Annotated in this window: 16 protein-coding genes and 1 pseudogene; 8 read left to right on the forward strand and 9 right to left on the reverse strand. The window is 68.1% G+C overall.

Annotated elements, in window-relative coordinates:
* Window positions 1-227: 227 nt before the first annotated feature.
* Window positions 228-2156, forward strand: coding sequence for an FHA domain-containing protein (locus tag ABIA33_RS02210; protein ID WP_370076288.1), 1929 nt, complete (start codon window positions 228-230; stop codon window positions 2154-2156).
* 305 nt (window positions 2157-2461) lie between these two features.
* Here the strand turns inward: ABIA33_RS02210 and ABIA33_RS02215 are convergent, their stop codons facing one another.
* Window positions 2462-3703: a hypothetical protein gene (locus ABIA33_RS02215; RefSeq protein ID WP_370076290.1), complete on the reverse strand. Its 1242-nt coding sequence runs from the start codon at window positions 3701-3703 to the stop codon at window positions 2462-2464.
* 1443 nt (window positions 3704-5146) lie between these two features.
* On the opposite strand from ABIA33_RS02215, the gene ABIA33_RS02220 reads away from it, so the two are divergent.
* Window positions 5147-6172 carry a GNAT family N-acetyltransferase gene (locus tag ABIA33_RS02220; protein WP_370076292.1) on the forward strand — a complete coding sequence of 342 codons (1026 nt, stop codon included), beginning with the start codon at window positions 5147-5149 and terminating at the stop codon, window positions 6170-6172.
* A gap of 386 nt (window positions 6173-6558) precedes the next feature.
* Here ABIA33_RS02220 and ABIA33_RS02225 read toward each other — a convergent pair whose 3' ends face one another.
* Window positions 6559-7137, reverse strand: coding sequence for a TetR/AcrR family transcriptional regulator (locus ABIA33_RS02225; RefSeq protein ID WP_370076294.1), 579 nt, complete (start codon window positions 7135-7137; stop codon window positions 6559-6561).
* A gap of 91 nt (window positions 7138-7228) precedes the next feature.
* Here ABIA33_RS02225 and ABIA33_RS02230 point away from each other — a divergent pair, with 91 nt between their 5' ends.
* Window positions 7229-7675: an anthrone oxygenase family protein gene (locus ABIA33_RS02230; RefSeq protein WP_370076296.1), complete on the forward strand. Its 447-nt coding sequence runs from the start codon at window positions 7229-7231 to the stop codon at window positions 7673-7675.
* 463 nt (window positions 7676-8138) lie between these two features.
* On the opposite strand, the gene ABIA33_RS02235 is transcribed toward ABIA33_RS02230, so the two are convergent.
* Window positions 8139-9638, reverse strand: coding sequence for an MFS transporter (locus ABIA33_RS02235; RefSeq protein WP_370076298.1), 1500 nt, complete (start codon window positions 9636-9638; stop codon window positions 8139-8141).
* A gap of 145 nt (window positions 9639-9783) precedes the next feature.
* Here ABIA33_RS02235 and ABIA33_RS02240 point away from each other — a divergent pair, with 145 nt between their 5' ends.
* Window positions 9784-10770 (forward strand): sigma-70 family RNA polymerase sigma factor, encoded by a 987-nt coding sequence (locus ABIA33_RS02240; protein ID WP_370076300.1) that lies wholly within the window; start codon window positions 9784-9786, stop codon window positions 10768-10770.
* Window positions 10771-11104: 334 nt separating this feature from the next.
* A pseudogene (locus ABIA33_RS02245) lies at window positions 11105-11497 on the forward strand (transposase); the annotation flags it as partial.
* A gap of 461 nt (window positions 11498-11958) precedes the next feature.
* Here ABIA33_RS02245 and ABIA33_RS02250 read toward each other — a convergent pair.
* From ABIA33_RS02250 to ABIA33_RS02275, 6 genes are all read right to left on the reverse strand, one after another.
* Window positions 11959-12891, reverse strand: a complete 933-nt coding sequence (locus ABIA33_RS02250) for an ROK family protein (RefSeq protein WP_370076302.1) — start codon at window positions 12889-12891, stop codon at window positions 11959-11961.
* A complete protein-coding gene (locus tag ABIA33_RS02255) occupies window positions 12888-14591 on the reverse strand; it encodes a class I mannose-6-phosphate isomerase (protein ID WP_370076304.1) in 1704 nt (567 codons plus the stop codon). Before ABIA33_RS02255 ends, ABIA33_RS02250 begins: the two co-directional genes overlap by 4 nt.
* Window positions 14592-14724: 133 nt before the next feature.
* Complete coding sequence (locus ABIA33_RS02260; RefSeq protein WP_370076306.1) at window positions 14725-17391, reverse strand: hypothetical protein; 2667 nt, start codon at window positions 17389-17391, stop codon at window positions 14725-14727.
* A complete protein-coding gene (locus ABIA33_RS02265; RefSeq protein WP_370076308.1) occupies window positions 17388-18293 on the reverse strand; it encodes a carbohydrate ABC transporter permease in 906 nt (301 codons plus the stop codon). Before ABIA33_RS02265 ends, ABIA33_RS02260 begins: the two co-directional genes overlap by 4 nt.
* Window positions 18290-19180: a carbohydrate ABC transporter permease gene (locus ABIA33_RS02270; protein WP_370076310.1), complete on the reverse strand. Its 891-nt coding sequence runs from the start codon at window positions 19178-19180 to the stop codon at window positions 18290-18292. Before ABIA33_RS02270 ends, ABIA33_RS02265 begins: the two co-directional genes overlap by 4 nt.
* A 76-nt stretch (window positions 19181-19256) precedes the next feature.
* On the reverse strand, window positions 19257-20534 hold the full coding sequence (locus tag ABIA33_RS02275) for an ABC transporter substrate-binding protein (protein ID WP_370076312.1): 1278 nt from the start codon (window positions 20532-20534) through the stop codon (window positions 19257-19259).
* Between the two features lie 166 nt (window positions 20535-20700).
* Between ABIA33_RS02275 and ABIA33_RS02280 the strand changes: the two genes are divergently transcribed.
* From ABIA33_RS02280 to ABIA33_RS02290, 3 genes are all read left to right on the forward strand, one after another.
* On the forward strand, window positions 20701-21729 hold the full coding sequence (locus ABIA33_RS02280) for a LacI family DNA-binding transcriptional regulator (RefSeq protein WP_370076314.1): 1029 nt from the start codon (window positions 20701-20703) through the stop codon (window positions 21727-21729).
* Window positions 21730-22146: 417 nt separating this feature from the next.
* Window positions 22147-24969 (forward strand): hypothetical protein, encoded by a 2823-nt coding sequence (locus ABIA33_RS02285; RefSeq protein WP_370076316.1) that lies wholly within the window; start codon window positions 22147-22149, stop codon window positions 24967-24969.
* Window positions 24970-25005: 36 nt separating this feature from the next.
* Window positions 25006-26817, forward strand: a complete 1812-nt coding sequence (locus tag ABIA33_RS02290) for a CocE/NonD family hydrolase (RefSeq protein ID WP_370076318.1) — start codon at window positions 25006-25008, stop codon at window positions 26815-26817.
* Window positions 26818-26882: the final 65 nt, after the last annotated feature.

Raw genomic sequence — 26882 nt, forward strand, 5'->3', positions numbered from 1 at the left:
ACTACGGAGAGTTGCATGGTGGCCCGTCCTGCGGGCAGGGAGCGGAAGCCATAGGGGCACGCGCCCCGGCGCACTCCCTAACCGTGTTCAGCTACACCGCAACAAGGGACACCATCCGCCGAGGCCATGGGCCCTGGGTCGGCAGCTATGCTTCCGCCGTCAAGGGAAATTGATCCGGCGGCTGAGACGAAACCGTGTGGACGCCGGAACGCACAGAGGGAGCGCCCGTGCCACCCGTCATCGTTGGGCGCAGAGGACCGTTCGCCGGGCAACGCATTCTGCTCGGCGGCACGCCGATCACGTTCGGGCGCAAGAGCGATAGCGACGTCGTCATCGTCAGTCCCATCGCCTCCCGGCTGCACGCAGAAATCGTGCGAGAAGACGGCAACTACGTCCTATACGACCGAAACAGCAGCAACGGCACCTTGGTCAACGAGGACGAGGTCACCCGCCATGTCCTGATGCCAAACGACCTGATTCAGATCGGCGAGGAGACCTTCGTCTTCGAACTCACCGACGCCATGGAGACGCTGTTGGACCTCACTTTCAAGGAGTCGTCAGCCCTCCCTCGGAGCACAGACCCCGACACGCTGCGGGTGACCGTCTCGGGCGGCGGACCGGTCGGCCTGGCCTTCGCGCTACTGCTGGAGAGCATGATGGGGCCTCGGGTGGCGATCACGGTGTACGACGGGCGGTGGACCCGGGACGGCACCAAGGTCGTCTGGAAGGACGAATCCCAGGGCAACGTGCGGCGCCAGCAGGTGGTGACGGTGCAGAGCCGTCAGTACCTGAATCTCCCAGAGGACGTTCAGGCGCGGCTCTTCACCCCCCATGCCTTCTCCGAAATGTGGCCGGCCGGCCCGGACTCGATCAACGGCTGTCCCCCGCGAAACATCCGCATCGCCGACATCGAGGACAAGCTGCTGGAGATAGCCAACGAGAAGCAGGACCGAATACGCCTCCTACCGGTCCGCTTCGACATCGCCGAAATGCAGCGCACACTCCCCGACCAACACATCCTGGCGATCTGCGAGGGCGGTCGCTCCCGCACCCGCGAGCACTTCAGCAACAGATTCGGGGCCGCTGACTCCACCATCTACTCCCTCAATGGTGAGCACGTCCAGGACGTCATCCTGGGCCTCAAGGTGAAGTCCGGCCTGTCAGACCCGATGAGCGTGATGCTCACCGTGGCTCAGAACCGCTTCCTGCTCAACTCACTACGCGGCGAAGGCTTCCTCAACATGCGGCTGACGGACGCCGAGGCCACGGAAGTCGTTGGAATCGACCCTGTCCGCAAGGTCTTCGAGGAGTGCATCGCCTCGCGCCCGTGCGTAATGACCCGCGACGATGACGGAGACTTCCTCTGCTCGACCCACAGCACCCTCTTCCTCCCTGCGCTGATCAAGGGATCCGCACTCTGGAAACGGGTTCGCGAGGGACTGAAGTTCTTCGGAGTCCCCGAATCCGACCTGTCGGCGGTCACTGCTTTCCGCCTCGACATGGTGCAGCGCCCCCGCTTCACCGCACTCTTGTACGCACGGACCGCCAACACTCCCGGGACATACGGCTTCCTGCTGGGCGACGCCGCAAATGCGATCCACTTCTGGCCCGGACGAGGCCTCAACAGCGGCCTGGCGTCGGCGATCTCCCTTGCCCGCTCACTCAGCGGCGCCTGGCGCGGCAAGCATTTCCGTGACGCGGACTTCCTCCGCCACGAGGCGGCGATGTCGGTGCTCCAGTACCGGCACAAAAGCCGGGCCTGGAACGCCATGGTCATCACCGACGACCAGGGCGTCACCTACGCGATCAAGGACCGGATCGCCAGCAGCATCGAGGCCGTAGCGGCGGCCGGAGGGGCCGAGGGGACGCGGGCGTCCGACATCGACGCGCTCTTGGGCCAACTGCGGGAAATCGGCACGCGTCTGGCCCCCCGCATGTCCGGACTGCCCGACGAGGCGACGTTGCGAGCGCACCTGGAAACCCTCGAGAGCGGGACGCTGCGGACCTTGCAAGAGAGTGAACCCTGGGACACCTTGATCGTCGGTGGTGAGGAGGTCGACATAGACATCTTCTATCGGCAGGAGTCGTCTGTCGTCGCGATGAAGCCCGTCGACCCGCGCAGCGCCGACCTAACGCCAAATGTGACCGCCAACTGACGCGGACTCCCAGCTCATGGCTGAATGGCGAGACCCGGAGCCAGGCTGGGCAAGTGAGAGTGCCCGGTCGGCGCGCGTCGCGCGCCACCAGGAGGGCTTCAAGGCTCACGTCGCCTTCGAACCGGAGACCGGCCGCCTCAAACGCCCGTCGACGCGCCGGGCCGTGCCCGGCGGTTTCACCATCGACGCACCCTCGGACTCACCCCCACCGGCAACACCTGGACACTCGCCCCCGCCACCCCCTGACCGCAGGGCACATCACCCCCGGAAACCCACCCTGACCAGTCGAGATCTTCAGTGATCTTCTAGACGAGAGTCACGTCTTCGAGCTGTCCAGGACCGTGAAGGATCACCTGGATCTCTGCCGGAAGGGACTCTCGGGCCGTGTCGGCGACGGCTCGAGCCTCCTGCGGCCAGACCTGCGGGTCGAAACGGAGCTCCACGTGGACGGCCGGGCCCGCAGCGTCGTCGACGAGCTTGAAGCGAGGGCTTCCCGCCTCGTAGTGCCGTTGGTCGGCATCGGGGTACAGATGGCGGGGACTGACCGCGACCTGCGGCAGGTCGGCGAGGGCGGACACACAGTCGGCGGGAGTGATGAACACCCCGCGCTCGCCGACCGCCAGGCAATGCGCCTCCCGTCCCAATGGGAGGAACCCCGGCTCTCCCCACTTCGGGCAGGGTTGCGCGGCGAGTTCGACGAGGTCGCCGGGCCGGTATCGGATTCGGGGCTCGAACTCGACGTAGGGGTGCAGCGCGGTCACCAGCAGGCTGCCGCGTCCGCCAAGCGGAACGTAACGGTCGGGATCGGCCGGATCGACGACTTCCGCCACGCAGGAAGGGGGAAAATGATGGTACGCGCAGACCCGGCACTTGAGCGCGTTGCACATACGCAGCTCGGAGAAGCCGTAGACCACGTCGATCTCCGCGCCCCACCACTCCCGCAGCCGGGATTCCCAACCGCGGGAGAGGAATTCACGCCCGACCTCCAGCGTTTCGACCCCGAATCCGGCGATGTCGCCGAAGCGTTGCTGCATGTGCAGCGTCAGGTCTTTGATCTGGCGCGCCGTGCCCGCCAGGACGCGAATGCGGCTCCGGTCGGCTGCGCCGTTCGCGATGAGGTCGGCCGCCAGATCGAAGTAGCGCATCGACAACAGCGGGACGAAATCCCCTTCCCCGGCGAGGTCCAGTCCCACCACGGCCCCATGGTTGAAACCGACCAACTGCAGCCGTCGGCGCCCGTCGCTGACTCGGCTGGACCTCAGGGCCGCACGCTCCGCCTCGGTGGAGTAGAACGCCTTGGGGACACCGGAGGTGCCGTTCGTGAACCCGGTGGCGATTCCGTCGAACGTCGAGGTGCGAAGCTGCTCGCGGAGCGAGGCCCAGCCAGCCGGGTCGAGCCAGGGCAGTTGTCGCAGCAGTCCGGGGGCGTTGTCTGGCCCGATGTCCACATTGGGGATCAACTGCCGATAAAACGGGCTGTCCGCTCGCACGCGGGTCAGCGTTCGGGCCAGGCCGATCAGGCGCTGCTCGGTCAGGGTGGTCTGCATGCCCTGTCTCCTTAGGAACCGGGGCCGGTGACCGAACGCGGGCCGTGCGATTCTCATCGAGGCAGCACGGCCCGCGTCGGGCGATTTCGTTCGTCACACCACCCCTGGCTGGCAGGTCACAAGCACCCGGCCGGCCGGAAAAGGTCAGCGGCGTGGACGTGCGCAGCCGCCACCGGGACCGCCACGACGCAGCCTCGGGCTTCGGGCGTCGTCGTACTGGCCGGAGCAGTCGCCACAGCCGTGCCGACTATCAACCCCGCACTGACCGCCGCCAGGGCGGCGATGCGCATGACCGAGATTTCAGGAAGACCGTTGAGCATGTGTGCGCTCCTTTGTATCGGAAGTGATCTTGATGTGGTGAGAACATAGCAGCGCACGAACGCATGAAGTGCCGTACCGGAGCCGGGAATTCGCACCGTAATGGCGCCGTAAGGCCATCCCGGGGCTCGGTGTCGCAAGACGCAGTTCGGTCGGAGCATGGGAGAGCCGTCCGAAGCTGGCCGCTTCGACGACGAAGGGTGGGTGCGGCTGGTGGTGCCCATCCCTATGCCGGTCTTCTCTCGGCAGCGCTGGGACGTGACCGTCGTAGGTCCGGTCGCACCTGGTGGACCTGCAGTTGCCCGGCTTCCGAGAGGCTCTTCGCCCCGATCACAATCGCACAGGCCAGGCCCATGACTGCCTCGGCACGGTCCCTGTCCGTGCCGAGAACCCCCCCGGCAGATGAGAAGCGATTCGAGGGCCCCACGACGCTGACTGCGGCAGGGGCTTGTTGAACGAGTTCAACAGTGTGGGAGGGCCGGTTGGGCACGCTCGATTCCGTGGGTTGGTCGGGCATCGTCGGGGTGAGGGGATCCGTTGCGGGCGTTGCCCATGCTGTGTGCGACATAAATTGTTGGCGGCATGGATGCCCTGTATGTGATCGAGGTCGAGCCCGAGGTTCAGGGGTGGTTGGGGTCGCTGCCGGGCAGGCACTTCGGCAGGTCGAGGAAGACGCCGGACTGCTGGCGGAGTTCGGGTCGCAGACTCCGATGCCCCACGCGAGGCCGTTGCGTGACGGGGTGGAAGAGGCGGCGACCTTGATGCCGAGGGCTGCCAGTTCGCCGTGCACGCGCCGGTATCCCCATCCCGGATTCTCGTCGACGAGTCGAAGTATCAGCGGGCGGAGCCTTGCGTCTCATCGTTCGCTGAGATGGGGGGGAGGCAGTCTGACCAGGATGGATGCGATACTTGACGCCTACACCGTTGTGCGTGTGCTTCGTTGAGCACCTGGACATGGTCAAGTGCCGCAACGGGCTGCTGAACACTGTGCGCTCGCCGCGTCCCTCATGGCCCCCACTTGCAGCCGCATGCGCCTGTGGCGGGTGACGGCTTCGGACGCCCGAAAATCGCTGGACGCGTGCGTTCAGCATCGACATCCTGGCCGACGACCTTTGTCGTCCAGTGGTGAGGCATGCCGACGTGGAATTCGCACCTTTCGATCCGAGTACCGCGTCCGACGCAGACTATGAAGCCATCACCGAGTTGCGGGCCCGCATGCACGCCGTTGACCGGCCTGGGACCCCGCCGCTCTCCCTGGCGGCGACCATCGAGTTGATGACCTCGGATGACGGTGCAGCTATCGGTCCCCGGACCTTCTGGACGGCTCGCGACGCCGACGGCCTCCTCGGATTCGCGACGGTGATACTGCCGGACCGCGAGAACACGGACTTGGCGATGGTCTTCCTCGAGGTCGGTCTCGACCTTCGTCGCCGAGGGATCGGCACCGCGTTCCTCCGGGCTCTGCTGCCGTCGTTGCAGGCGTCGGGAAGGCCGCGCATTCTGGCGGCGAACGTCACAGGCGGGTCCGACGGCGAGCCGTTCGCTGAGGCGATGGGGCTCGTCTGCACCATTCGGGGGCTGTTGCAGACGTTGGAGGTCGAATCCGTCGATCCGGCGTTGTGGGACGTAACCGCACCGGACGGGTACCGCCTGTACGGCTGGACGGATGCCGCACCCGAGGAACTCATCGTCTCGTATGCCGAGGCCCGCAAGGCCATCGCTGACGCCCCGTCCCAAGACCTGGCCTGGGAGGAGACAGACTGGACGCCGCAAAGAGTCCGCGATGAAGAAGCCGCGTTCGCCGCGGCCGGGCAGGACTATCGGATCGTCGTCGCCGTCCACGAGGACAGCGGGGAGGTCGCCGGCGTCACAGAACTCGTCATCCGTCCCGGCGAACCCGACCATGCTCGGCAGATGGACACCGCTGTGCGGAAGGAGCATCGCGGTCACGGCCTCGGGCGCGCGATCAAGGCGGAGATGATGCGTCGGCTGGTGGCGGATCGGCCCGATCTGGCGCGGGTGTCGACGACGACTGCGTCAGACAACGTCTACATGGTCGGCGTCAACCACTCGGTCGGGTATGTCGATGCTCGGAGCTTGGCCTACTGGGAGACCGCGACCGACGATTTGGTGGCGCGGCTCGGGAACTGAGTAGCGAAGGCGAAAGGCGCCTCTGCGGATCAGGCCGTGGCGTAGAGGCGTGTGCCGAGCACGGTGTCGAGGTGGAAGAAGTCCGCGGCGATGATGCCCTTGGCCTGGGCGGTCAGGAACCTCCCGCCGGCTGGTCCCGATAGGCGCGGGGCCGGGTCGATGCGCGCGGTGGCACCGCGTTCTCATGTCGCGGCACCCCGCGGCACCGTTAGGGGCAGCGTGCTGCGAAATGCACACGAGCGGCGCTGAATTGGTTGGGAGCAGCACCTGTAGGGCCATGCGGGGGCCCGGCGGTCTGCGCCGGGTGGGCGCGAGTGACCGGAAGCTATGCCGGAGGCAGGCAGCGGGGTCCGGGGACCCCGCTGCGTGCGCGCTCTGGCGGTGTGTCAGATCATGGCGAGTCGGTCCACCAGCAGTTCCACCCTGCGCTCGGTGTCCTCCGGTGGGAGCCGTCGCGCCCGGGTCAGGGTGGCCAGTCCATGTAGGGCCGCCCAGAACACCTCGGTGAACAGTCCCGGGTGGACGCCGTCCCCGGCGACCTCGCCGAGGCTTTCCAGCAGCGCGGCGAAGCCGTCCTTCAGTGGCTCCGGGGTGTCCTCGTCCGCGAAGGCCAGGCCGCCGTCGAGCTGGAACATGGCGTCGTAGACCGCCGGGTTGCGTGCGGCGAAGTCGAGGTAGGCGCGGGCGAGGACGGTGACCCGGGTGCGGGGGCCGTCCGCGGCGGAGGTCGCGGCCCGCACCGCCGCGGCCATCTCGGCGGCACCCTCCAGGGCGACGGCGCCGATGATCTCGCGTTTGCCGCGGAAGTGGCTGTAGAGGACGGGCTGGCTGTACTCGATGCGCTCGGCGAGCCGGCGGGTGGTGACCGCGTCCCAGCCCTGCTGCTCGGCGAGTTCGCGGGCTGTCGCCACGATGAGGCGCTCGCGGCCCGCCCGTTCGCGCTCCTTGCGTTCCTGTACCGACATGACTCGATCCTAGCATCGCTAGACAAGCAAGCGGCAGCAGTACTAGCGTTGCCTCATCAGCTAGCAACACTAGATGCAAGGAGGGGTCATCATGCTCAACGCACTCGAGGTGTTCACCACCGTGGTCGTCGGCGTGATGGTGGGGGTGGAGTTCGCCGTCGCCTTCGTCATCAACCCGATCCTCAACGCACTCCCCGAGGACAGTGGCCAACTCGGCCGCGCCCACGGGGGCCGGATGCTCGGCGCCGTGATGCCGTTCTGGTACATCACCTCGCTCGTCCTCGTCGCGGTCTGGGCCATCGCCGGATGGCACCACCACGGCACCGGCCTCCTCGTCACCGCCGGCGCGCTGCTGATCACCAGCGTGATCATGTCGATCCTGCTGCTCGTCCCGATCAACAACCGGAGCAAGACGTGGACCCCCGAGAACCGGCCCGAGGACTGGAAGGAGCAGTCGAACCGCTGGGACCGCTTCCACTACGTCCGGGTCGCCGTCCTCATCGCCGCCTTCGCCCTGCTGGTCGCCGCCCTCACCTGAGCCCACGGACTCGCCCACCCGGTCGTCAGCCGCAACCGCAGCAGGCCAGCCACGGCGTGACGGACGCGGCTCGATGAACTCCCACTCCGCATCCGACAGTTGTACGCGCGTCATGCAAGACGATCTACCGGATCACGCCTCGCCCCATGGGCAAAACCGCAGATTGGTCACGACACGAGACGCGCCCCCGCAGCGTGTGGGCGCCTCGAACCAGGGCGGCCTGCTCTCTTGGGTCCTGCGGTGCACCGTTTCGAGGGCGTACACATTCAGTACGCGTGAGGTCAAGCGCGCTGGGTAACGGTCGCGCGGCATGCCCGAACCGTGGTGCTGGAGACGCGGTTTGGGCATGACGACGACGGCCTCGCGGCCCGGATCGAGGGCAGAAGGACCCTCGTCGCGGCGGTCTGGAAGGTGTGCCGTCGGCCCCACCCATAAGACAGGCTGCCAATCGGCGCCGACGCGATCAGTCGACGGGGGCGGGTGCCGGGGCCCTCCGTTGTACGGCGGCCGTGGCGGCCTGGACGATTTCGGTGCGCCGGACCAGGAGGAGCGCGACGGGGACGGCGGTCAGGCCGACGAGCCCGCAGACCCAGAATGCCCAGTGGAATCCGCCGGTGAGCGCGTCTGGGATGGTGTGGCCCTGGCCGTGCAGGACACGGGAGCGGGCGGCCGCTACGGTTGACGCGACGGCTATCCCGATCGCGCCGCCGAGCTGCTGGGATGAGTCGATGAGCCCGGAGGCGACCCCCGCATCGTGCTCCGTGACGCCGACCAGGGCTCCGATCGATACCGGGATGAACACCCAGGTGACGGTGCCGGTCAGGAAGAAGGGGCCGGCCAGGTTCGCCCAGAAGCTCCCGTGGGCGGGTACCTGGGTCGCCCACAGGATCCCGGCCCCGGTCAGGGTCATCCCGGCCGCCATCACCAGCTTGGCTGACGCGCGGGTGACGAGCATCTGCGCCGGCCCGGCGAGCACCACCCCGGTCAGGCCGACGGCCAGCCAGGCGAGGCCGGTCTTCATCGCGGAGTATCCGAGGACCTGCTGCATGTACAGGGTGCCGATGAAGATGTAGCCGTAGAAGCTGGCCCCGAGCAGGAAGCCGACCGCGTTGGACCCGGCGAGGGTCTTCAGTCGGAACAGCCGTAGCGGCAGCAGTGGTGCCTCCGCTCTGGCCTCGATGACGACGAACGCGGCCAGCAGGGCCGCCGCCGACGCGAGCAGGGCCAGGGTCCTGGCGGCTGTCCACCCGACAGTCGGCGCCTGCGAGATCGCGTAGACCACCATGACCAGGGCGCCGGTCACGGTGATGGCGCCGAGCGGGTCGTAGCGGCGGCGTGCGCCCTGCAGTCTGCTTTCCGGTACCACCCGCCTGGCCAGCAGCAGCGCGGCCCCGCCTACGGCGACGTTCAGGTAGAAGATGTACGGCCAGCCCGCGTACCGGGTGAGGGCACCGCCGGCCAGCACGCCGACGGTCGCCCCGCTGGCGCCGATGGCGCCCCAGAGCCCGAGCGCCTTGTTGCGCTCGGCGCCCTCGGGGAACATGTTCAGCACGATCGACAGCGCAGCGGGCAGCACCAGGGCGGCGCCCAGGCCCTGGATGCCGCGCATGATGATCAGGAACGTGCCGCTGGTGGCCAGCGCGCAGGCGAGCGAGGCCGCGGTGAACAGCGCCAGCCCGGCGATGAACATGCGCCTGCGGCCGAGCAGGTCGGCGGCCCGGCCGCCGAGCAGCAAGAATCCGCCGAAAGTGAGCGCGTACGCGGTCACCACCCACTGCAGGTCCGACTCGGCGAAATGCAGCTTGACGCCGATCGTCGGCAGCGCGACGTTGACGATCAGCAGATCGACCGCCGTCATGAAGTAGGCCACGGCAAGCAGCGCAAACGCCCGCCACCGGTGCGCTTCGCCGGGTGGCGCGGCCTCGCCGCCGCCGATGGCGTTCCTGGGGTCTATCGAGGTCACGTGTGCCTCCGGTCTTTACTGGTCAGGTCCTCACCAGTTGAAGCACCGGCCGTCCCGGCGACTCGCCGATGAATCCATGCCGTCGCCGGTGTTGCACTATCAGGAGGCGTTATCCAGGTGGCCATGTGAAAGGACAGGTGCCCCAGTGACCGAGGCGACCCTCGCCCGTGCCCAGGCCGGCGACGGTGAGGCCTTCCGCGAGCTCATCGATCCCCACCGCCGCGAGCTGCAGGCGCACTGCTACCGGATTCTCGGATCGGTCCAGGACGCCGAGGACGTGCTTCAGGAGGCTCTGTTGGCCGCATGGCGTTCGATCGGCCGGTTCGACGGCCAGTCGCTGCGGGCGTGGCTGTACCGGATCGCCACGAACCGCTGCCTCAACTACCTGCGCGGCGAATCCCGCCGCCCGCAGCCGGCCGGCCCGCCCGATCAGGGCGCGGGGCGGACCGGGCCGGTACGATCCGACGAGCCCTGGTGGCTCGAGCCCTACCCGGATGATCTGGACGACCTGACGATCCCCGGCCCCGAAGCCCGGTACGACGCACGGGAGTCGATCGCCCTGTCGTTCGTGGCGGGCCTGCAGCACCTGCCACCTCAGCAGCGGGCGGTCCTCGTACTCCGGGACGTGCTCGGCCTCCCGGCAGCCGAGTCCGCCGACATCCTCGGCACCACTCAAGTCGCCGTAAACAGCGCGCTCATCCGGGCCCGGGCCGGCCTCCGCCCCGACCGGGACCCGCACGACGTGCCGGTTCCCAAGTCCCCGGCCGAGGCCGCCATCGTCGACCGGTTCGTCAGCGCGTTCGAGCGCTTCGACCTGGACGAACTGGTGGCCGTCCTGACCGACGACGCCAGGCTCACCATGCCACCCGAACCCGCCGAGCACCGGGGACCCCAGCCGATCGCCGGATTCCTCCTGGACCACTTGGGCCAGGATCTCAAATTCCTCCCCACCCGAGCCAACAGCCAGCCCGCCCTCGTCCTCTACCTCCCCGACCCCAGCGCGCCGATCTGGCGAGCCAGCAGTCTCATCGTGCTCACGCTGCGGGGCAACCAGATCCACGCGCTTACCCGCTTCGGAGACCTGGGGGTCCTCGCCCGCTTCGGGTTCCCCCGCACGCTGCCGCGAGGCTGACCATCCCCGACGTGCGGGTACTCAGCCGCCGCGCCCACGCGCAGTGAGGGGACGCCCGCCGACGACCGCACCGCGCAGTTCGAGCCTGTCGACGTCTTCGTGGGAGGCGCGCGGGCGACGTTGGGCCCATCCGATTTCTCGAATGGGGCCCACAGCGAATACCAGCGGTGGCGCTGCGCGGGGCGTTCGCCCGTTTCACGCCTCGCGTAGGCGGAGGAAGGCGCCGCCGGTGAGGAGTGCTGCAGCGCCCACACGCTGCGGGGGCGCGTCTCGTGTCGTGAGCAATCTGCGGTTTTGCCCACGGGGCGAGGCGTGATCCGGTAGATCGTCTTGCATGACGCGCGTGCAACTGTCGGATGCGGAGTGGGAGTTCATCGAGCCGTACCTTCCGATCGGCGAGTACGGCCCGCACCCCGAGCGGCTGCGGCAGCAGTTCGAGGGCGTGGTCTGGCGCTTCAAGACGGGCGCGCAGTGGCGGGAGATGCCGCAGGAGTTCGGCGCCTGGTCAACCGTGCACAACCGCTTCCGGCAGTGGCGTCACGCAGGCGTCTTCGAGGCCCTGCTGGAGGGCCTGATCACGGAAGCCGCGAAGCGGGGCAAGGTGGACCTGCCCCTGGTCAGCATCGACTCCACCACCGGGCGAGCCCACCACGACGCCGCCGGCATGCACCTGAGCGAGGACATCCTCACCGCCCTGGAGAAGGGGCACCGCGACTCAGTTCCGGCGACGCCTTGCTCCTGGTTCTGGTGGCCCGGGTGGGGGAGAGTGCAAGCGTTCGGACGCTGACCGAGGTGGTCGCTCCTCCTGACCGTCGGTCTCGACGCTCAGGTGTGGCGCGACGGAGTGTGCTCCGTCGCGCCGTGTCAGAGCCGCTCCCGACCTACCCAGCTCGCTCTGCATCGGATGGACCGGGCGGGCCATGTGCGCCGATCGGATACGGCCTGCCCGGGCTTTCGATGCCGTGCGATCGCATGGCGATGCGCCGGGCCGGCTCTGTCGGCGAACCCAGGACATCCGGCTTGGTGGAAGGCCGGTCTCGTGGGCTCACAGCTACTCGCGGTGACTCACGGCTTCGGGTGCGGTGACTCACGGCTTCGGGTAGGGATAGGGGCGCATGCGCCGCCCGATCCCTCCGGGCCGGCAGGTTCCCAATGCGTCTTTGTCCCGTACCGCTGCCGGCGTTTGTGTCATGTGTGTCCGGGGGCGGCCGGGACAGGGGCCGAGGCGAGGTATGCCGCGCCCAGGAGGGGTGCCTTCCAGGCCAGTTGGGCCGGGACGACGGCGATCTGGCCGCCCTCTGGTGCGGCGCGGGCGATCCCGGCGCGCAGTGGCGCGCTGACCAGGTCCCATGACGTGGCGATGGATCCGCCGATGACCAGGACGTCCGGCCCGAATGCGGCCAACAGCGGGCCAAGCGCCAGTCCCAGCGCGTGGAACGTCTGCGTGAAGACGTCGACCGCGATGCTGTCCCCGTGGCGGGCCCGTTCCGCGATCTCGTGGACGTCGGGCTCTCCGGACTGTCCTGTGGCCTGGGCGTATGCCCGCCGCAGTGCGCGACGGGACACTGTTTCCTCAAGCGGTCGGCCGACGTACTGCATCAGGTCGACGCGGCCTTCGGGCGGGATCCCGGGGCCTTGCCGTGTGATGGTGCCCTCGCGCAGAAAGCAGGAGCCGACGCCGGTGCCGAGGGTGAGCCCGGCGACTGTGCGGTGTCCACGCGCGGCGCCAGCGTGCCATTCGCCGAGAGTGAAGGCGTCTGCGTCGTTGCAGAAGTCGAACGTGGGGCGGCCGGGTAGACGGGCGGTCAACGCGGCGCGCAGGTCGAAGTCGCGCAGGGCGTCGAACTTGCCCACTCCCTCGTAGCGTCCGACGCCGTGCTCGTAGTCGAACGGACCGGGCAGGGCGATGGTCCAATGGCTTCCGGCCGCTCCGGGAAGGCGTCCCGCGCAGCGCACCAGCGCGGCCACGAACTCGTCCGAGCTGGCGGTGCTGTCGAGCGGGTCGCGGAATGAGGGGCCAAGGCTGCGGACGCCTGTTGTTGTCAGGTCCACGAGTGCGGCCGTCACGTGGGTACCGCCGATATCCATGACCGACGCCGTGGTCGCTTCGACGGATGTCACCGGACGAACGCCTTGACGTAGTGGACCGGCCGGGATCCAAGGGGCTGAACCCGGTAGGTGCCCACTGAGGCAGGCACGGTCAGCGTCTCGGCGTAGGCCAGTTCGTAGCGATGCCCACTGTGGGCCTCCAATAGGATGCCGTCGCCTTCGACGACGTTGAGGATGTGGAACCGTCCCTCCGTTGTGTCGTCCACAGCGGTCCCTGCGGCCAGTTCGAGGCGCCGGACCTCGAAGAACATCTCCGGGAGCCGGCCGATGACGTCCTCGTGCCAGCCGTCGCCAGATCGCAGCGTCTGCGGGCTCTGGACGAGATCGCGCGCGACAGCGTCTCCCGACCGGGCGGGGTCCAGGTTCTGGAAGGCGTGGCCGACGTGGACCGGCCGCTGCTTGCCTGCGCGGTCTTTGCGCAGCCAGTCGTAGAAGCGCAGGCTGTAGAGGTAGGGCGTGGCGCTGATCTCCAGGACGACGTTACCCTCGCCGCTGCCGTGCGGGGTGCCGCCAGGGATGAGGAAGAGCTGGTGCTGGTCGGCGGGGAAGGTCTGGACGTAGCGTTCGATATCGAACGGGACGCTTTCGTGGACCGCCCGGTCGGCTTCGCGCCGGAAGGCGTCGAGGTCCGCGTCCTGCTGCAGGCCAAGGAACACCTGGCGGTCGGGGCCGCCGACCATCATGTAGTAGGTCTCATGCTGGGTGTAGGGCCAGCCGAACACCCGCTGCATGTAGTCGGACTGCGGGTGGCAGTGCACGGAGAGGTTGCCGCCGCCGACCGTGTCGAGGTAGTCGAAGCGGATCGGGAAGGACGTGCCGAAGGCTGCGTGCACCAGTTCGCCCAGGACGTCCTCGGGGTGGACGGCCACCAGGACCTGGAGCGGCACCTCGACGCGGGGGCCGTCCTGGCTGCCCACCAGGATCCCGCTCTCCGGAGCGATGAGTTCGTACCCGAGTGCGGTGTTGGGAGCCTCCGGGCTCATCCCCAGTTCCTGCTGGGCCCAGTGCCCGCCCCATGAGGTGGTGTTGAAGGTGGGGCGGGTCCGGAACGGCTGTCCGGCGAGATCGGTCAGTGCCTCGCGGAGTGCCGGCCCGTCCAGCCAGGTCGGTCTGTCGGGGTCCTGGGTGTCGAGCCACAGGTTGATCTCGTCGGCGATGGCGTCGCGGTGACGGTCGAGCACCGGCCAGTCGATGTAGAACAGGCCGCGTGTCGTCCCGGCCCCGGTGCCGGCGGGCTGCCCCAGATTGCGGCCCGTGCCCGCCGTGATCGCCGCTTCGGCGTACCGCTTGGGCAGATCCGAGTACCACAGGACGTCGTGGGCCACGAGCGACGCGCCTGGGCCGAAAACGAGGGTGACAGCGGAACCGGCGGCGACGGGCTCTGGGACTGCCCCGAAGAAGTCGGCCATCCCCGCCAGCGACAGCGGGGCGAAGTCGGGGTCATCGGCCAGCACAGCGGATGAGGTGAGCGCGAGGATGTCCTCCCACGGGGCGAAGTGGTCGCGCATATCCAGCTGCTTCGCTGCGATTTCGCGGGCAGCCAGGGCATCGCAGATCCCGGCGGCGACGGTCTCCCAGTCGACCGCAACCGGTCCGTCGACTGCGAGGACCTGCCCTGGACTGAGGCCGGCGACGGCCTGCTGGTATCCGGATCCGACCACTCCGGTGATTGCGTGGCAGGGTTCGGCTTCGTAGCCGCGAACTGGCGACATCGGGATGCCGGCCTTTCATTTCGTGAGTTGCAGGGTGTGCGGGGGCGCCGTTTCCGGGCGCTGCGGGTCCGGCGCCCCCTGTGTGCGTGCGGTCAGGTGTCAGCGGCAACCGCTCGTGGTGGTCCGCCGGGGATCACTCGGGGCGGCGCAGACCGCTGAGCGTTCCGATGCCGTCCGCGGTGACAGCATCGGGCAGGGATCCTGGGGGCCGGTCGCCGACGAACGAGGGGTTCACATCGAAGAGCGCCGATATCACCGCCTCCGCCCCAGCCGCTCCGGCGATGGTCTCCCGATTGGAGACACCCCGCTCCGCGACCTGGGCGCGCAGTTGTCCGTCCGCTCCGGTGACGATCTCCATGGCCTGGCCCCACAGACCGCCGGATGCGGCGGACGAGAGGTTGCGCAGCAACGAGACCGCCCGGTCGCGGAAGCCGAGACGGGCCAGGCCGTGGGCGGTGACACCGGGCCAGGCGCAGAAGGCTCCGCCCGCACCGTGGTCGGGGCGGTCGGAGGTGGCGGCGGCCGGGTCGTTCGGGCTCAAGGCCCTCATCCAACCGCCGACCAGCAGGTCGCTCTCGACGAAGTCGGCCATTTCGCGCCGCACCCGCGGGTCGAGCTCGCGGTACAGCGCCGCCGCGACGAGACCGAAGTCCAGGCAGTGGCCGATGGTATCGGTTGCCTCCGGTCGGCGTATGTGCCAGCGGCCATCCCCGGCGTACAGGTCCAGGACCGCGTTGGCCAGTTCGCGTGCCTCGCCCTCGGTCCGATCGGCGTCCTCGTGGCGGCCGCGCTGCCGGTACAGGCCGGCCAGGGCGTGGGTGGAACCGGCATAGGCGCCGTTGAAGGACGCGACCACGCCCGTGTAGTCGGGGATGCATTCCAGCAGTTGCCAGGGGTCCTCGCCGAAGTCGGCGAGGACCCCTCCAGTGGCAGGGGTGCGCTTGTCGCGCCAGCCGAAGCCGAGGCGTTCCAGGTGTTCGAGGACCGTTGTTCCGCCGGCGGTCGTGTCGAGGAAGGCCGTGTCGCCGGTGATGCACACGTAGTGCTCGATCAGTCGGAACAGGGCGTAGTCGTTGGCGCTGTAGGCGTTGCCGAGCGGCCCGCCGCTGCGGGCGTCGATACCGAACGATTCCTTGTAGGGTCCGGCCAGGACGCGCAGCAGCCAGGACCGCAGCCCGGCCGGTTCCAGCAGGGCGTACATCCGGCTCCACTCGCAGTGGTCCCAGAAGTACGTGGTGGTCGGGCCCAGGCGTGGCCCGCCGGTGAGGAAGACCGGCTCGCCGGGCCGGATGCGCATGTTGCGCATGTAGAGCAACTGCAGGGCGCCCATGTAGTACGTCTTCGCCAGGCCGGCGTCGTGGGTGGTGAAGGTCGGCAGGTGCCCGGAGAAGTCGGGGTTGCCCGGGGTGAACATGTTGGTCCAGTGCTGCCGCCAGCCGTCCTCCCCGGCGCGCAAGGTGGCCTCGAAGTCTTCCACCGCCGTGCGGGCCTCAGCGCGGACCTCGTCTGCATCGCTCCCGTAGGCGCAGGCGACTTCGATGGTCAGGCTCTGCCCGGGCTCGATCCGGCAGGTCCAGGTTGCAATGCCGCCTGCGCCGGTGGAGGTGAGGACGGGCGGAGGACCGGAGAAGGCGTAGGCCGCTCGTGCCGGCGAGTCGGTGTCCTCGACGGTGAGCACGCTGTCGAGGCCGTCGGTGACGCGGGAGTTCCAGCGGCGCGACGCGCTCCAGTGCCGGGTCCGCGCGATCACCTCCCCGTCGAGCATGAGTACTGCCTGATCGGCCTCCACGTGGGTGTTGACCCGGTGCCATATCCCAGCGGGCAGGTCCGCGGAGCTGAGCTCGCGCTCGCCGGTGATGCCGAGCCACAGCCGTCCGTCCTGGACGCCGATCTGCAGGGAGTCGGGGTGGTTGCCGTGAGTGAGGACGGTGCCGGTCTGCCCGGTCGCGTCCAGTCGCAGGTCGAAGCTGATCGCCATGCCGGGAGTGAGCGCGAAGGCGTCGAAGGCCGCCTCGCCTTCGGGGGTCAGCGACGTCGGCTCTTCGATGCCCAGGACCAGGCCGCCGTCTCCGGACTCGACCCGAAGCGTCCGTACGGCCGCGGCCACGCCGGCCCGGGGCTCGGGCTCCTTGTCGTGGCTGAAGTGCGACGGCAGCGCATCGTCCAGAAGCATGGGGCCGTTGTCTTCGTCACGTTGGATGCCCGGGATGCGGGGCTTGCCCAAGCGCAGCCGCCGCGGTGCCGGTGAGAGCAGGTAGGGCGCCGCGCGGCCACCGGTGGTGGCTCGGATGCGCTCCAGGGCCATGAAATCGTGATGGTTGCCGTTGTTCCAGGGCACGTCGTACAGCCAGCCGTAGCCGACCTCGGTGTGGGCGACCATCGCGTACAGGTCCTGGGACAGCTCGACGGTCCTGGCCTCGGGGCACTCGTTGGTGACCGCGATCCGCCACAGGAGCAGGTCGCGGGACAGGGCCATGCGCGTGTCGGTGCGCAGTAGTAGCCCGTCGCCCCGGTGCTCGCGCACCACTCCCCAGGGCTTCCACAGGAACCGCTGGGCGGCGGGGGTGCGACCGTCCAGACGCAGTTCACCGGTGTGGTAGCCGAAGGTGAAGGGCGGTGCGACGAGCCATGATGCGGACGTCAGGTCGGAGTTGACGTGCCCTTGTCCCTGCTGGTTACGCAGGGAGGGCAGATGGGCGATCTCTTCCGCGCCCACCCAGTGGCCCGCGACGTCGTCCAGGTCGGGGACACCGGGCGCGATGTCGGTGTCGCTGAGGCCGGCATCGGTCGTGACGGTCACTTGGTGGCTCCCGAGGTCAGGCCGGCGATGAACTGCTTCTGCAGGGTGAGGTATCCGACCACGGGGATCACCGCGGCCAGGAACATCACGCCGAACAGCTGGGCGTAGTTGGTGGAGTACTGACCGACCGACAGGTACAGGCCCGTGGTGATGGTCTGCCCGTGCAGGGGACCGAGGATGAACTGCGGATTCATGAAGTCGTTCCAGATCCACAGGGAAAGGAAGATGGTGACGGTCGCGGTGGCCGGCCGCAGCAGCGGCATGATGATCGTCCACCAGATCCGCAGCGTTCCCGCTCCGTCCACGGTGGCCGCTTCGATGATCTCGGCGGGAATGGAGCGCAGGAAGCCGGAGTAGACGAAGACCGCGAAGGACAGGTAGCCGCCGCCGATGTTGGACAGGACCAGTCCGATATAGGTGTGATCCAGGTGGAGGATCGTCAGGATCCGAATGGTGGGCAGTAGGAGCACCGCTGGCGGGATCATGAGCCCGGCGGAGAAGCAGGCCAGGACCATCCGGCGGAAGCGGGCCGGGCGGCGGCTGAGCCAGAAACTGAAGGCGGCGCCCAGCGGGATGATCAGCAGCACCGAGGCGATGACGGTGACCGCCGAGTTGGTCAGACCGATCTGGATGATCCGGTCCGGTCGCGACAGGGCGTCGGTGAGGTTGTGCAGGGTCGGCGGTGCGGGCGGCGCCACGGGGTTCTTGACGATCTGGTCCTGGGACTTGAAGGCGTTGACGATCGTGAGGTAGATCGGGCTGACGAACGCCAGCGTCAGCAGCCCGGCCACGATCAGGTAGCCCTTGGACGCCCACACGCGGCGGTTCGCGCGCGGCGCGACCACAGGGGGTTCGGCGACTGGGTTGCTTGTTGTCAGTCGCTGCGAGGTCGATGCGATCACAGGTCCACCTCCCGGCGGCGTAGCAGGCCGGTCACGAACAGCGAGATGACCGCGGAGACGGCCAGGAGCAGCATGGCCACAGCAGAGGCGTAGCCGAACCGGTCGTCCGTGAAGGCGAGTTTGATGATGTACAGGGCGGTGGACTGGGTCGAGTCGGCCGGGCCGCCGGAGGTGAGCACGGTGATGATGTCGTAGAGCTTGAGCATGGTGATCAGCGAGATGGTGACGCTGATGGTGGTGCCCGGGGCCACCATGGGGAGGGTGATCTGCCGGAACCGTTGCCAGCGGCCTGCCCCGTCCACCATGGCGGCTTGGTACAACTCGACCGGGATGGACTGCAGCGCGGCCAGGTGTACGACGGTGGTGAACCCGGTGAGCACCCAGGTGGCTACCAGACCGACGGAGAACATGGCCAGGTGCGGGCTGCCGAGCCAGGTGACGGGGTGGGAGATGATCCCCAGCGAGAGCAGGATGTTGTTGAGGATGCCGTCCTGGGCCAGGATGTAGCGCCAGACGAATCCGACGATGACGCCGGACAGCACCTGTGGCAGGAAGGCCACGGTGCGCATGACCCGGAAGCTCAGCGATGTCTTGTTCAGCAGCATCGCGAATCCGATGCCCAGGGCGTTGGCGGCGATGGTGACCACCGCGGCCAGGACCAGGGTGAAGGTCAGACTCGCGGCCAGGGCGCTGTCGTGGAGCATCCCGGTGTAGTTGGCGGCACCGACGAACTGGGCGTGGTCCTGCAGTGGGTTCTCGTTGGTCAGGCTCTTCCAGGCGCTCATGACCACTGGGACAAGGATGAACAGGGCGTACAGTCCCATCGCCAGGATGGCGATGGCGCCGAGGGCTGGGTCGCCGCGGCGCGGCCGGACTCGGGTGGTCATGGCGTGTTCCCTTGGAGGAGTCGGGTGGCGGTGCAACCGGCGCCGTGCCTGGTCAGCCCGGCGCCGGTACAGAGGCCTACTTGGTCGCCGCGTCCCAGGCGGCGTCGAGCTTGGCCATCTGGGCGTGGACGCCGTCGGAGGTGAACAGCGCCTGGCTGGCGGCGTAGAAGGCGTCATTGAGGCCGGAGGGCATGGAGTCGTCGTTGGTCGCCCAGCCGATGGACGAGACCTTAGTGTTCTTGTCGGTGACGTAGGCGTACGAGTCCGTGAAGACCTGGGTGACGTTGACGTTGTAGTCGGCCAGCGTCTTGCCCTTGAGCATCGGGAAGGCGCCGTCTCCCTCGATCAGGGCCTTGTAGTTGTTCGGGTCCAGCGACCAGGCTTCGGCGAAGGCGGTCGCCTTGGCGGGGTCAGGTGTCTTGGCGCTGACGGCCATGGAGCCGCCGACCGCGAAGGGCACGACGAGCGAGCCGTCGTCGGTGGGGGTGAGGAAGGCGCCGAAGTCGTCGGCGGTGGCCTTGGGCACCGAGCCGAGGAACCAACTGCCCATCATGTACATCGCGGTCTTGCCGGCGGTGAAGTTCGTGATGGAGTCGGCGTACTTGACCCCGAGCGAGCCATCCTCGAAGTAGCCGTTCTTGACCATCGTCCGGTACTTGGCGACAGCCGTCTCGACGTCCGGGTCGGTGAAGTGGACCTTGCCGGCGTAGCGCTCCTGCAGCCAGTTGGGGTCCTTGCCCAGGACATCGGCGGACAGGATGCCGACCAGCGGCATCGACGCGGAGAAGGGGTCGCCGCCGCCCAGCTCGATCGGGGTGATGCCGGCGGCCTTGAGCTTGGTGCAGTCGGCCATGAACTCCCCCCAGGTCTTGGGCGCTGTGGTGAGGCCTGCCTTGGCGAACAGCTTCTTGTTGTAGAACACCTCGGGGATGATCTGGGAGTTGGTCGGCGGGATGTAGACCTTTCCCTTGTAGGCGTTGCCCAGCGGCAGCAGGAAGTTCGCGTTGACCCAGCTCTGGTCGTAGGGCTTGAGCAGCCCGGCCGTGGCGAAGGTCGACGGGGTGATCGACTGGAGTAGGTCGGGGAACTGTCCGGAGGCCTGCAGCTGCTTGGCGTAGGCGTCGCGGTCCGTGCTGGGAGCAACCAGCTTCTTCACCGTCAGCCCGGGGACCTTCTTCTCGGCGTTGGCGATGGAGCTGTCCCAGAACGACGCGGTCAGGCTTGGAGTCTCGAAGGTCAGATAGGTCAGCGAGGAGCCGCCCTGGGTGCCGCCGGACGGAGTGGCTGCGGAACATCCGCTCACCAGCGCGAGCCCTGCGGCCAGACAGGCCGACGTGAGAATCTTGTGCCGCATGGAAGTCTCCTGAAGGGTGATGTGACCCGTGGGTGGGGCGGATCGCGGGAAGGATCGACGCCGGAGCACCTACGAGATAACGTTATTGCGAGGGTACGCGCGCGTTGCGGGAATGTGTCAAGAGTCGATCTGATAACGGTGCACGGTGAATACAAGGAGTGACTGGATGCGCGGAGCACGGGATGGCAACGGCACCGGGGGACGCCCGAAGCGGCCAACCATGGTCGATGTGGCCAGGGAGGCCGGGGTGGCGCTGCGGACCGTCTCGCGCGTGGTCAACAACGATCCGACCGTGGGCCCCGAGTACGCCGCCAAGGTCCAGGCGGCGATCACGGCCCTGAACTACCAGCCGGACGAGCGGGCTCGCCAGCTGCGCTCGGGCATCACCGGAGCGATAGGTGCCGCGGTCCGGCGCATTGCCGAGGTCAACCCGGAGCTGGCTGCCATCGAGCAGACCGCCCGCCTGGCAGGGCTGACCCTGCTGGCGGCGTCCACGAACTTCGAGGAGGCCAGGGAGCGGGACATCCTCGTGTCCATGTGCCGGCAACGGCTGGACGGCATCATCGTCGAGCCGTTCGGCGACAACCACAGCTACCTGCAGCCGGAACTCGACGCCGGCATGCCCATGGTGGCAATGGACCGGCCGATGAGCGGCATCTCGGTGGACTGCGTCATGTCCGACAACGCCTCGGGCATCGGCACTGCGTTCCATCATCTGACCCAGTACGGGCACCGCCGCATCGCCTACGTGGGAGACCGCGAGCAGGTCTACTCGGGCCGGGAGCGCGCATCGGCCTTCCGTGCCGCGCTGGGGGCCCACGGACAGTCGGCGGACGGCCTGGTCCACCCCGGGGAGATCACCCCCGAGCGCGTGGCCGCGGCCCTGGACACCGCGCTGCACGGTCCGGATCCGGCGACGGCGCTGGTCACGGGCAGTATGGACACCACGCTCACCGTGCTGCGGGTCCTGGGGCCCAAGGCGGCCTCGCGTCTGGCCATCGTCGGCTTCGACGAGGTCCCGCATGCCGACCTGCTCCAGCCGGCCCTCACTGTCGTCGCCCAGCAGACCGCAAAGATCGGCCAGACCGCCGTGGAACTGCTGCTTGCGCGCATCGCCGACCCGACCCGCCCGGTGCAGAGCGTCATCGTCCCCCTGACGCTGACGATCCGCGGCTCCGGGGAGATCTCGGCCTGAGTTTCGGGAAGGTTGCCGCTCCGTGTCAGAACCCTTGACACAGCGCCGAGCTGCGCGCAATCTTTCGCGATAACGTTATTTCGATATGGTCGGTCCGGCTGAATCTGACCACGCGACCGGCGGGGCCTCGTGCTTTCATCTCGGATCCGGCCGGTCACGGTGACGGTGCAAGCTCCGGGCCGCCCGTTCGTCTCGCGCGGTACCGCAGGGCGATGTCGGTGATCAACGGGACTGATCACCGACGCGCCCCGCCGGCCTGGTCCCTGCTCCTTTGCCGACAGTGCACGCCTGCGCCGTTCGCGGGGTTCAGTACGGCCGGAATCGACTTTCACCTCCCCACCGATCGCTGGATGAGAGGCCCGACCAATGAAGATCGAGGTACGCCTCGGGAAGTTGCGCCTACAGCCCAGAAAGGCCGTGAGCATCGCTGCGGTCATGGGTCTGGCGTGCACCATGGTCACGACCACGCTCGCCCATCCCGCCCTGGCCGACTCGGTCACTGGGAACCAGGCATGGCGGATCGCACAGCAGTACACGGGAGTGTGGACGAGCCCGCCCACACAGCTGACCGGCGGCGAGACCGTCGATGCTCCGCTACTGGGTAACGGCGACATCGGCGTCGCGGTGGGCGGATCCATCGACAACCAGACGATGTACGTCGGGAAGAACGACTTCTTCTCCTCGTCCAGCCATGCCATCAAGCCCCTGGGCCGGATCGTCATCAAGGCCGCCGGGCTCAACGGCTCGTCGTACCACGTGGTGCAGGACATCGCCCACGCCGAGGTCGACGGCACCTACACGCTGGGAGGCCAGACCCTGACCACGGCCAGCTGGGTGGACGCGAACTGGGGCCTGACCGTCACCTCGTTCAAACTCGCCGGCGGCAGCGCGCAGAGCATCGGCGTCACGCTGCAGAACGGCTCCGGCGGCACCCCCGCGGTCACCACCACGGGCAACGACCTCGACGCGGACGTTTTCGCCGACACCGGGACCGGCAGTGACCCGAAGGCCAGGATGGCCGCGCGGATCATCGGCCAGCCCCAGTCGATATCCGGCAGCACCCTCAGCATGACCCTGCAGCCCGGCGGTACAGCCACCCTGGTCACCGGGATCATCTCCAGCGTCGACAGCCCGTCGTGGCAGTCCGGTGCCGACGCCCTGGTCCAGAACCTCACGCAGACCGATGTCGGCAACCACAACTCCTCCCACCGCACCTGGTGGGAGAACTACTGGTCGCAGTCGTTCGTCGAGATCCCGGACAAGGCCGTGGAGAAGAGCTGGTACGGCTCGCTGTACCAGCTCGCCTGCATCTCGCGTTCCGGCAAATCCGCCCCGGGCCTCTGGGGCAACTGGATCACCGGGGCGATGAACTGGAACGGCGACTACCACACCAACTACAACTACGAGGCCCCGTTCTACGCGGCCCTGTCGACCAATCACATCGCCCAGCTGGACGCCTACGACCAGCCGGTCCTCGACTATCAGTCCGCCGGCCAGGCCCTGGCGACAGCGAACGGCTACACCGGCGTCCTCTACCCCGTAGGGCTGTCCCCGCAGGGCACCAGCGCGGACACCGCCCTGCACAACCAGAAGTCGGACGCCGCCGACCTGGCCAGCAATATGGTGATGCGCTTCGAGTACACCGGTGACACCACTTACGCGACCAAGGTATATCCCTGGCTGAAGCAGGTGGGTCTCTTCTGGCAGAACTACCTGACCTGGGACTCCGCAAACAATCGGTACGTCATCACCAACGACGCCCCGCACGAGGACCAGACCTACCCGCAGACCAACCCCGGCCTGTCACTGGGCCTGGTCCACCTGCTCTTCCAAGGCTTGATCGACATGAGCACCAAGCTCAACCAGGACACCAGCACCCGCGCGACCTGGCAGAACATCGTCTCGCACCTCAGCGCCCTGCCGACCATGACGCTGAACGGCCAGACCATCCTGCGCGAGACCGAAGTCGGCAGCGACTTCTACAACGACGGCAACGACATCGACGCCCAGGCCGTCTACCCCGGCAGCCTCATCGGGCTGGACAGCACCCCGACGTTGCTGGCCACCGCACAGAACACCATCGGAGCGCTCACCAACGCCTGGCATGGAGGGAACGCACCAGCCACCTTCTACGCCGCCGCCGCCCGCGCCGGCTACAACCCGAGCACCATCCTGACCAACCTGCACGACGAGGCCACCAGCCAGAGCTTTCCCAACATGGCCATCCACCACAACGGCGGCGGCGTCGAGAACATCAACGTCACCACCTCGGGCCTGGACGAGATGCTCCTGCAGTCCTTCCAGAACGACATCAAGTTCTTCCCGGACTGGCCGACGAACACGAACGCGAAGTTCGGCGACCTCCTGGCCTACGGCAACTTCCTGATCTCCAGCAGTATGTACAGCAACGCGGTCCAGTACGCGCGGGTCCTCAGCCAGAGCGGCGGCTCCTTCACCTTCACCAACCCCTGGCCGGGCAGTGCCGAGGTCTACCGCAACGGCACCGACACCGGCACCGTCTCCGGCTCGAAGATCACCCTCGCCACCTCCGTCGGCGACACCCTCTACCTCGCCCCCGCGGGAACCCCGCTCTCGACCATCCAGGCCCAACTGGCACAGTCCCTGCAGACCGGCACCAGCACCACCACGAGCAGCTTCAACTCCGGCTTCGAGTCCACCGACCCAGCACCGATGGCCGACACGGTCGACACGACCGGCGGCGCAGTGGCGTCGGTGACCGGACTGTGCTGCAGCCTGACCGGCCCGGAAGCGTCCGTACGCACAGGAGAGACTTCGCACACCGGCAGCAGCGCCCTGATGTACTCCGGGTCCGGACAGGGCGGCAGCGCCGTGCACGCCTACATGAAGATCTACGATCTCAGCGGCAGCCCGCTCGCGATCGGCACCGGCAAGACCCTGGGCTACTGGATCTACCCGCAGAGCAGCGCCACCAGCACCTGGCTGTCCTCGGGGTCCGACAACAGCTCCTGCGTCGCTGTCGACATGGTCTTCAGCGACGGCAGCACCCTCAGGGACTCCGGCGCCGTCGACCAGAACGGCAGGAGCATCCACCCCGCCCAACAGTGCGGACACCTGACCCTCGACACCTGGAACCACGTCACCGTCAACCTGGGCACCACCAACGCCAACAAGCAGATCAGCCGGATCCTGGTCGGCTACGACAACCCCAACTCGACCGGAGGCTACCGCGGCTACATCGACGACCTGAGCATCAGCTGAACCCACACCGACGACCGACACCAGGAAGGCGCCGCCGTGCATCACCCGCACCGAGACATCGACTTCCACGTCGACCTCGAAGCCACGATGCGCGACGGCACCGTCCTGCGCGCCGACGCCTACCGGCCCACCGGCAGCGGACCGTGGCCGGTCCTGCTGGCCCGCACCCCCTACGGCAAGCAGGACCCAGCCGTGCTCGCCCGCCTCGATCCGTTCGGCGCCGCCCGCCGCGGCTACCTGGTAGTCATCCAGGACTGCCGCGGGCGGTTCCGCTCGCAAGGGCACTGGCAACCACTCGCGCACGAGAGCACGGACGGGCACGACGCGGTCGAATGGGCTGCCCACCTGCCCGACGCAAACGGGCGCGTCGGCATGTACGGTCCCAGCTACCTCGGATACACCCAATGGGCTGCCATCTCGGCGCAGCCTCCCCACCTCTACGTCGCTGCCCCCGAACTGACCTGGTCGGACCCGGATGACGGGTTGCTCTCTCGAGGTGGCGCCGTCGAGCTGGGACTGGTGACCCACTGGACGCTGACCCTGGGGGTCAACGTGCTCGAGCGCCGGAACTTTGGCGATCCCGTGGAACTACGCCGACAACTTGCCGCGCTCAACACGGCCCTGAACGAACTGGCCACGCACACGTACTGGGAGCTTCCCGCACCCGCGTCCCCCACTCTGCGCCGACTCGACCTGCCGACCCCGACATCCGGCCCCCCGACACAACTGACGACGGGCGAGCACGCAGCCCATCCCGGCATTCCCACGCTGACCGTCGCAGGCTGGTTCGACTGCTTCCTGCAAGGCAGTCTCGACAACTACGTCAGGTCACACCGCGCCGGGGCGCCGGCGGCTCTGATTGTCGGACCGTGGTCACACGAGAACCAGACCGGACGCATCGGCGAGAGTGATTTCGGCGCGACCGCCGACGCTGCAGGCATCGAGAACGCAGGGTCACTGCTTGAGCGAGAACTGGACTGGTTCGACCGCTACCTCAAGCAGCAGCGGGCCGCCCCCGTGCCCTTGGCACCCGATCCACCTGCACCCGTTCCACCTGCCCCCGAGCCGCCGGTGCTGCTCTTCGTCATGGGAGCCAACCAGTGGCGCCGCTTCCAGGCCTGGCCCCCGGAGTCCATCGACTCCCCCTGGTATCTGCACGCCGACAGCCGGCTGTCACCCGAGCCGCCCGAACCGCACTCGTCACCGGACCTGTGGCACCACGACCCGGACGACCCGGTGCCCACCTGCGGAGGCTCCATCCTCATGGCGCCCGGTTTCCCTGCTGGTCCCCTCGACCAGCAGCAGATCGAGAAGCGCGATGACGTACTCGTCTACACCAGCGAACCCCTCGATGCACCGCTGGAGGTCATCGGCAGAGTCAGCGTCCACCTGGTCGCGGACTCGTCCACACCTGCCGCTGACTGGGTGGCCCGACTGTGCGACGTCGACACCGACGGGGTGTCATGGAACATCACCGACGGCATCCTGAGGACTGAACAGGCACATCCGGAGCGGACAGGGCTCCGGGCACAAGGACTGACGGTCGACCTGTGGTCCACAGCACACGTGTTCCTGCCCGGACACCGTATCCGTCTCCAGATCACCTCCAGCTGCTTCCCCCGTTGGGATCGCAATCCTGCTGACCGCCCCATGGGCCCCGACGGTCGGGCGGCCCCGGGGGCCCCGGGGGTTCAGACATCCGCTGCTCGCCGAAGCGTGTACCAGGACGCAGCCCGGCCCTCGCGGCTCGTCCTTCCCGTGGTCCAGCAACTGACCGTCCCCGGTCGGCCCAGCCCTTCGAGCGCCGAAGGGCACGTACGAAGTGGGCAGCCCGGGGAAGATGTGTGAGGATTCTCAGGCGGTCCCGTACGCCCTGACCAGCCGCCGACGAGCCTTGGCAGCACCTCGGCCTC

The organism is Streptacidiphilus sp. MAP12-16 (assembly GCF_041262165.1).
In the GTDB taxonomy this organism is placed as follows: domain Bacteria; phylum Actinomycetota; class Actinomycetes; order Streptomycetales; family Streptomycetaceae; genus Streptacidiphilus.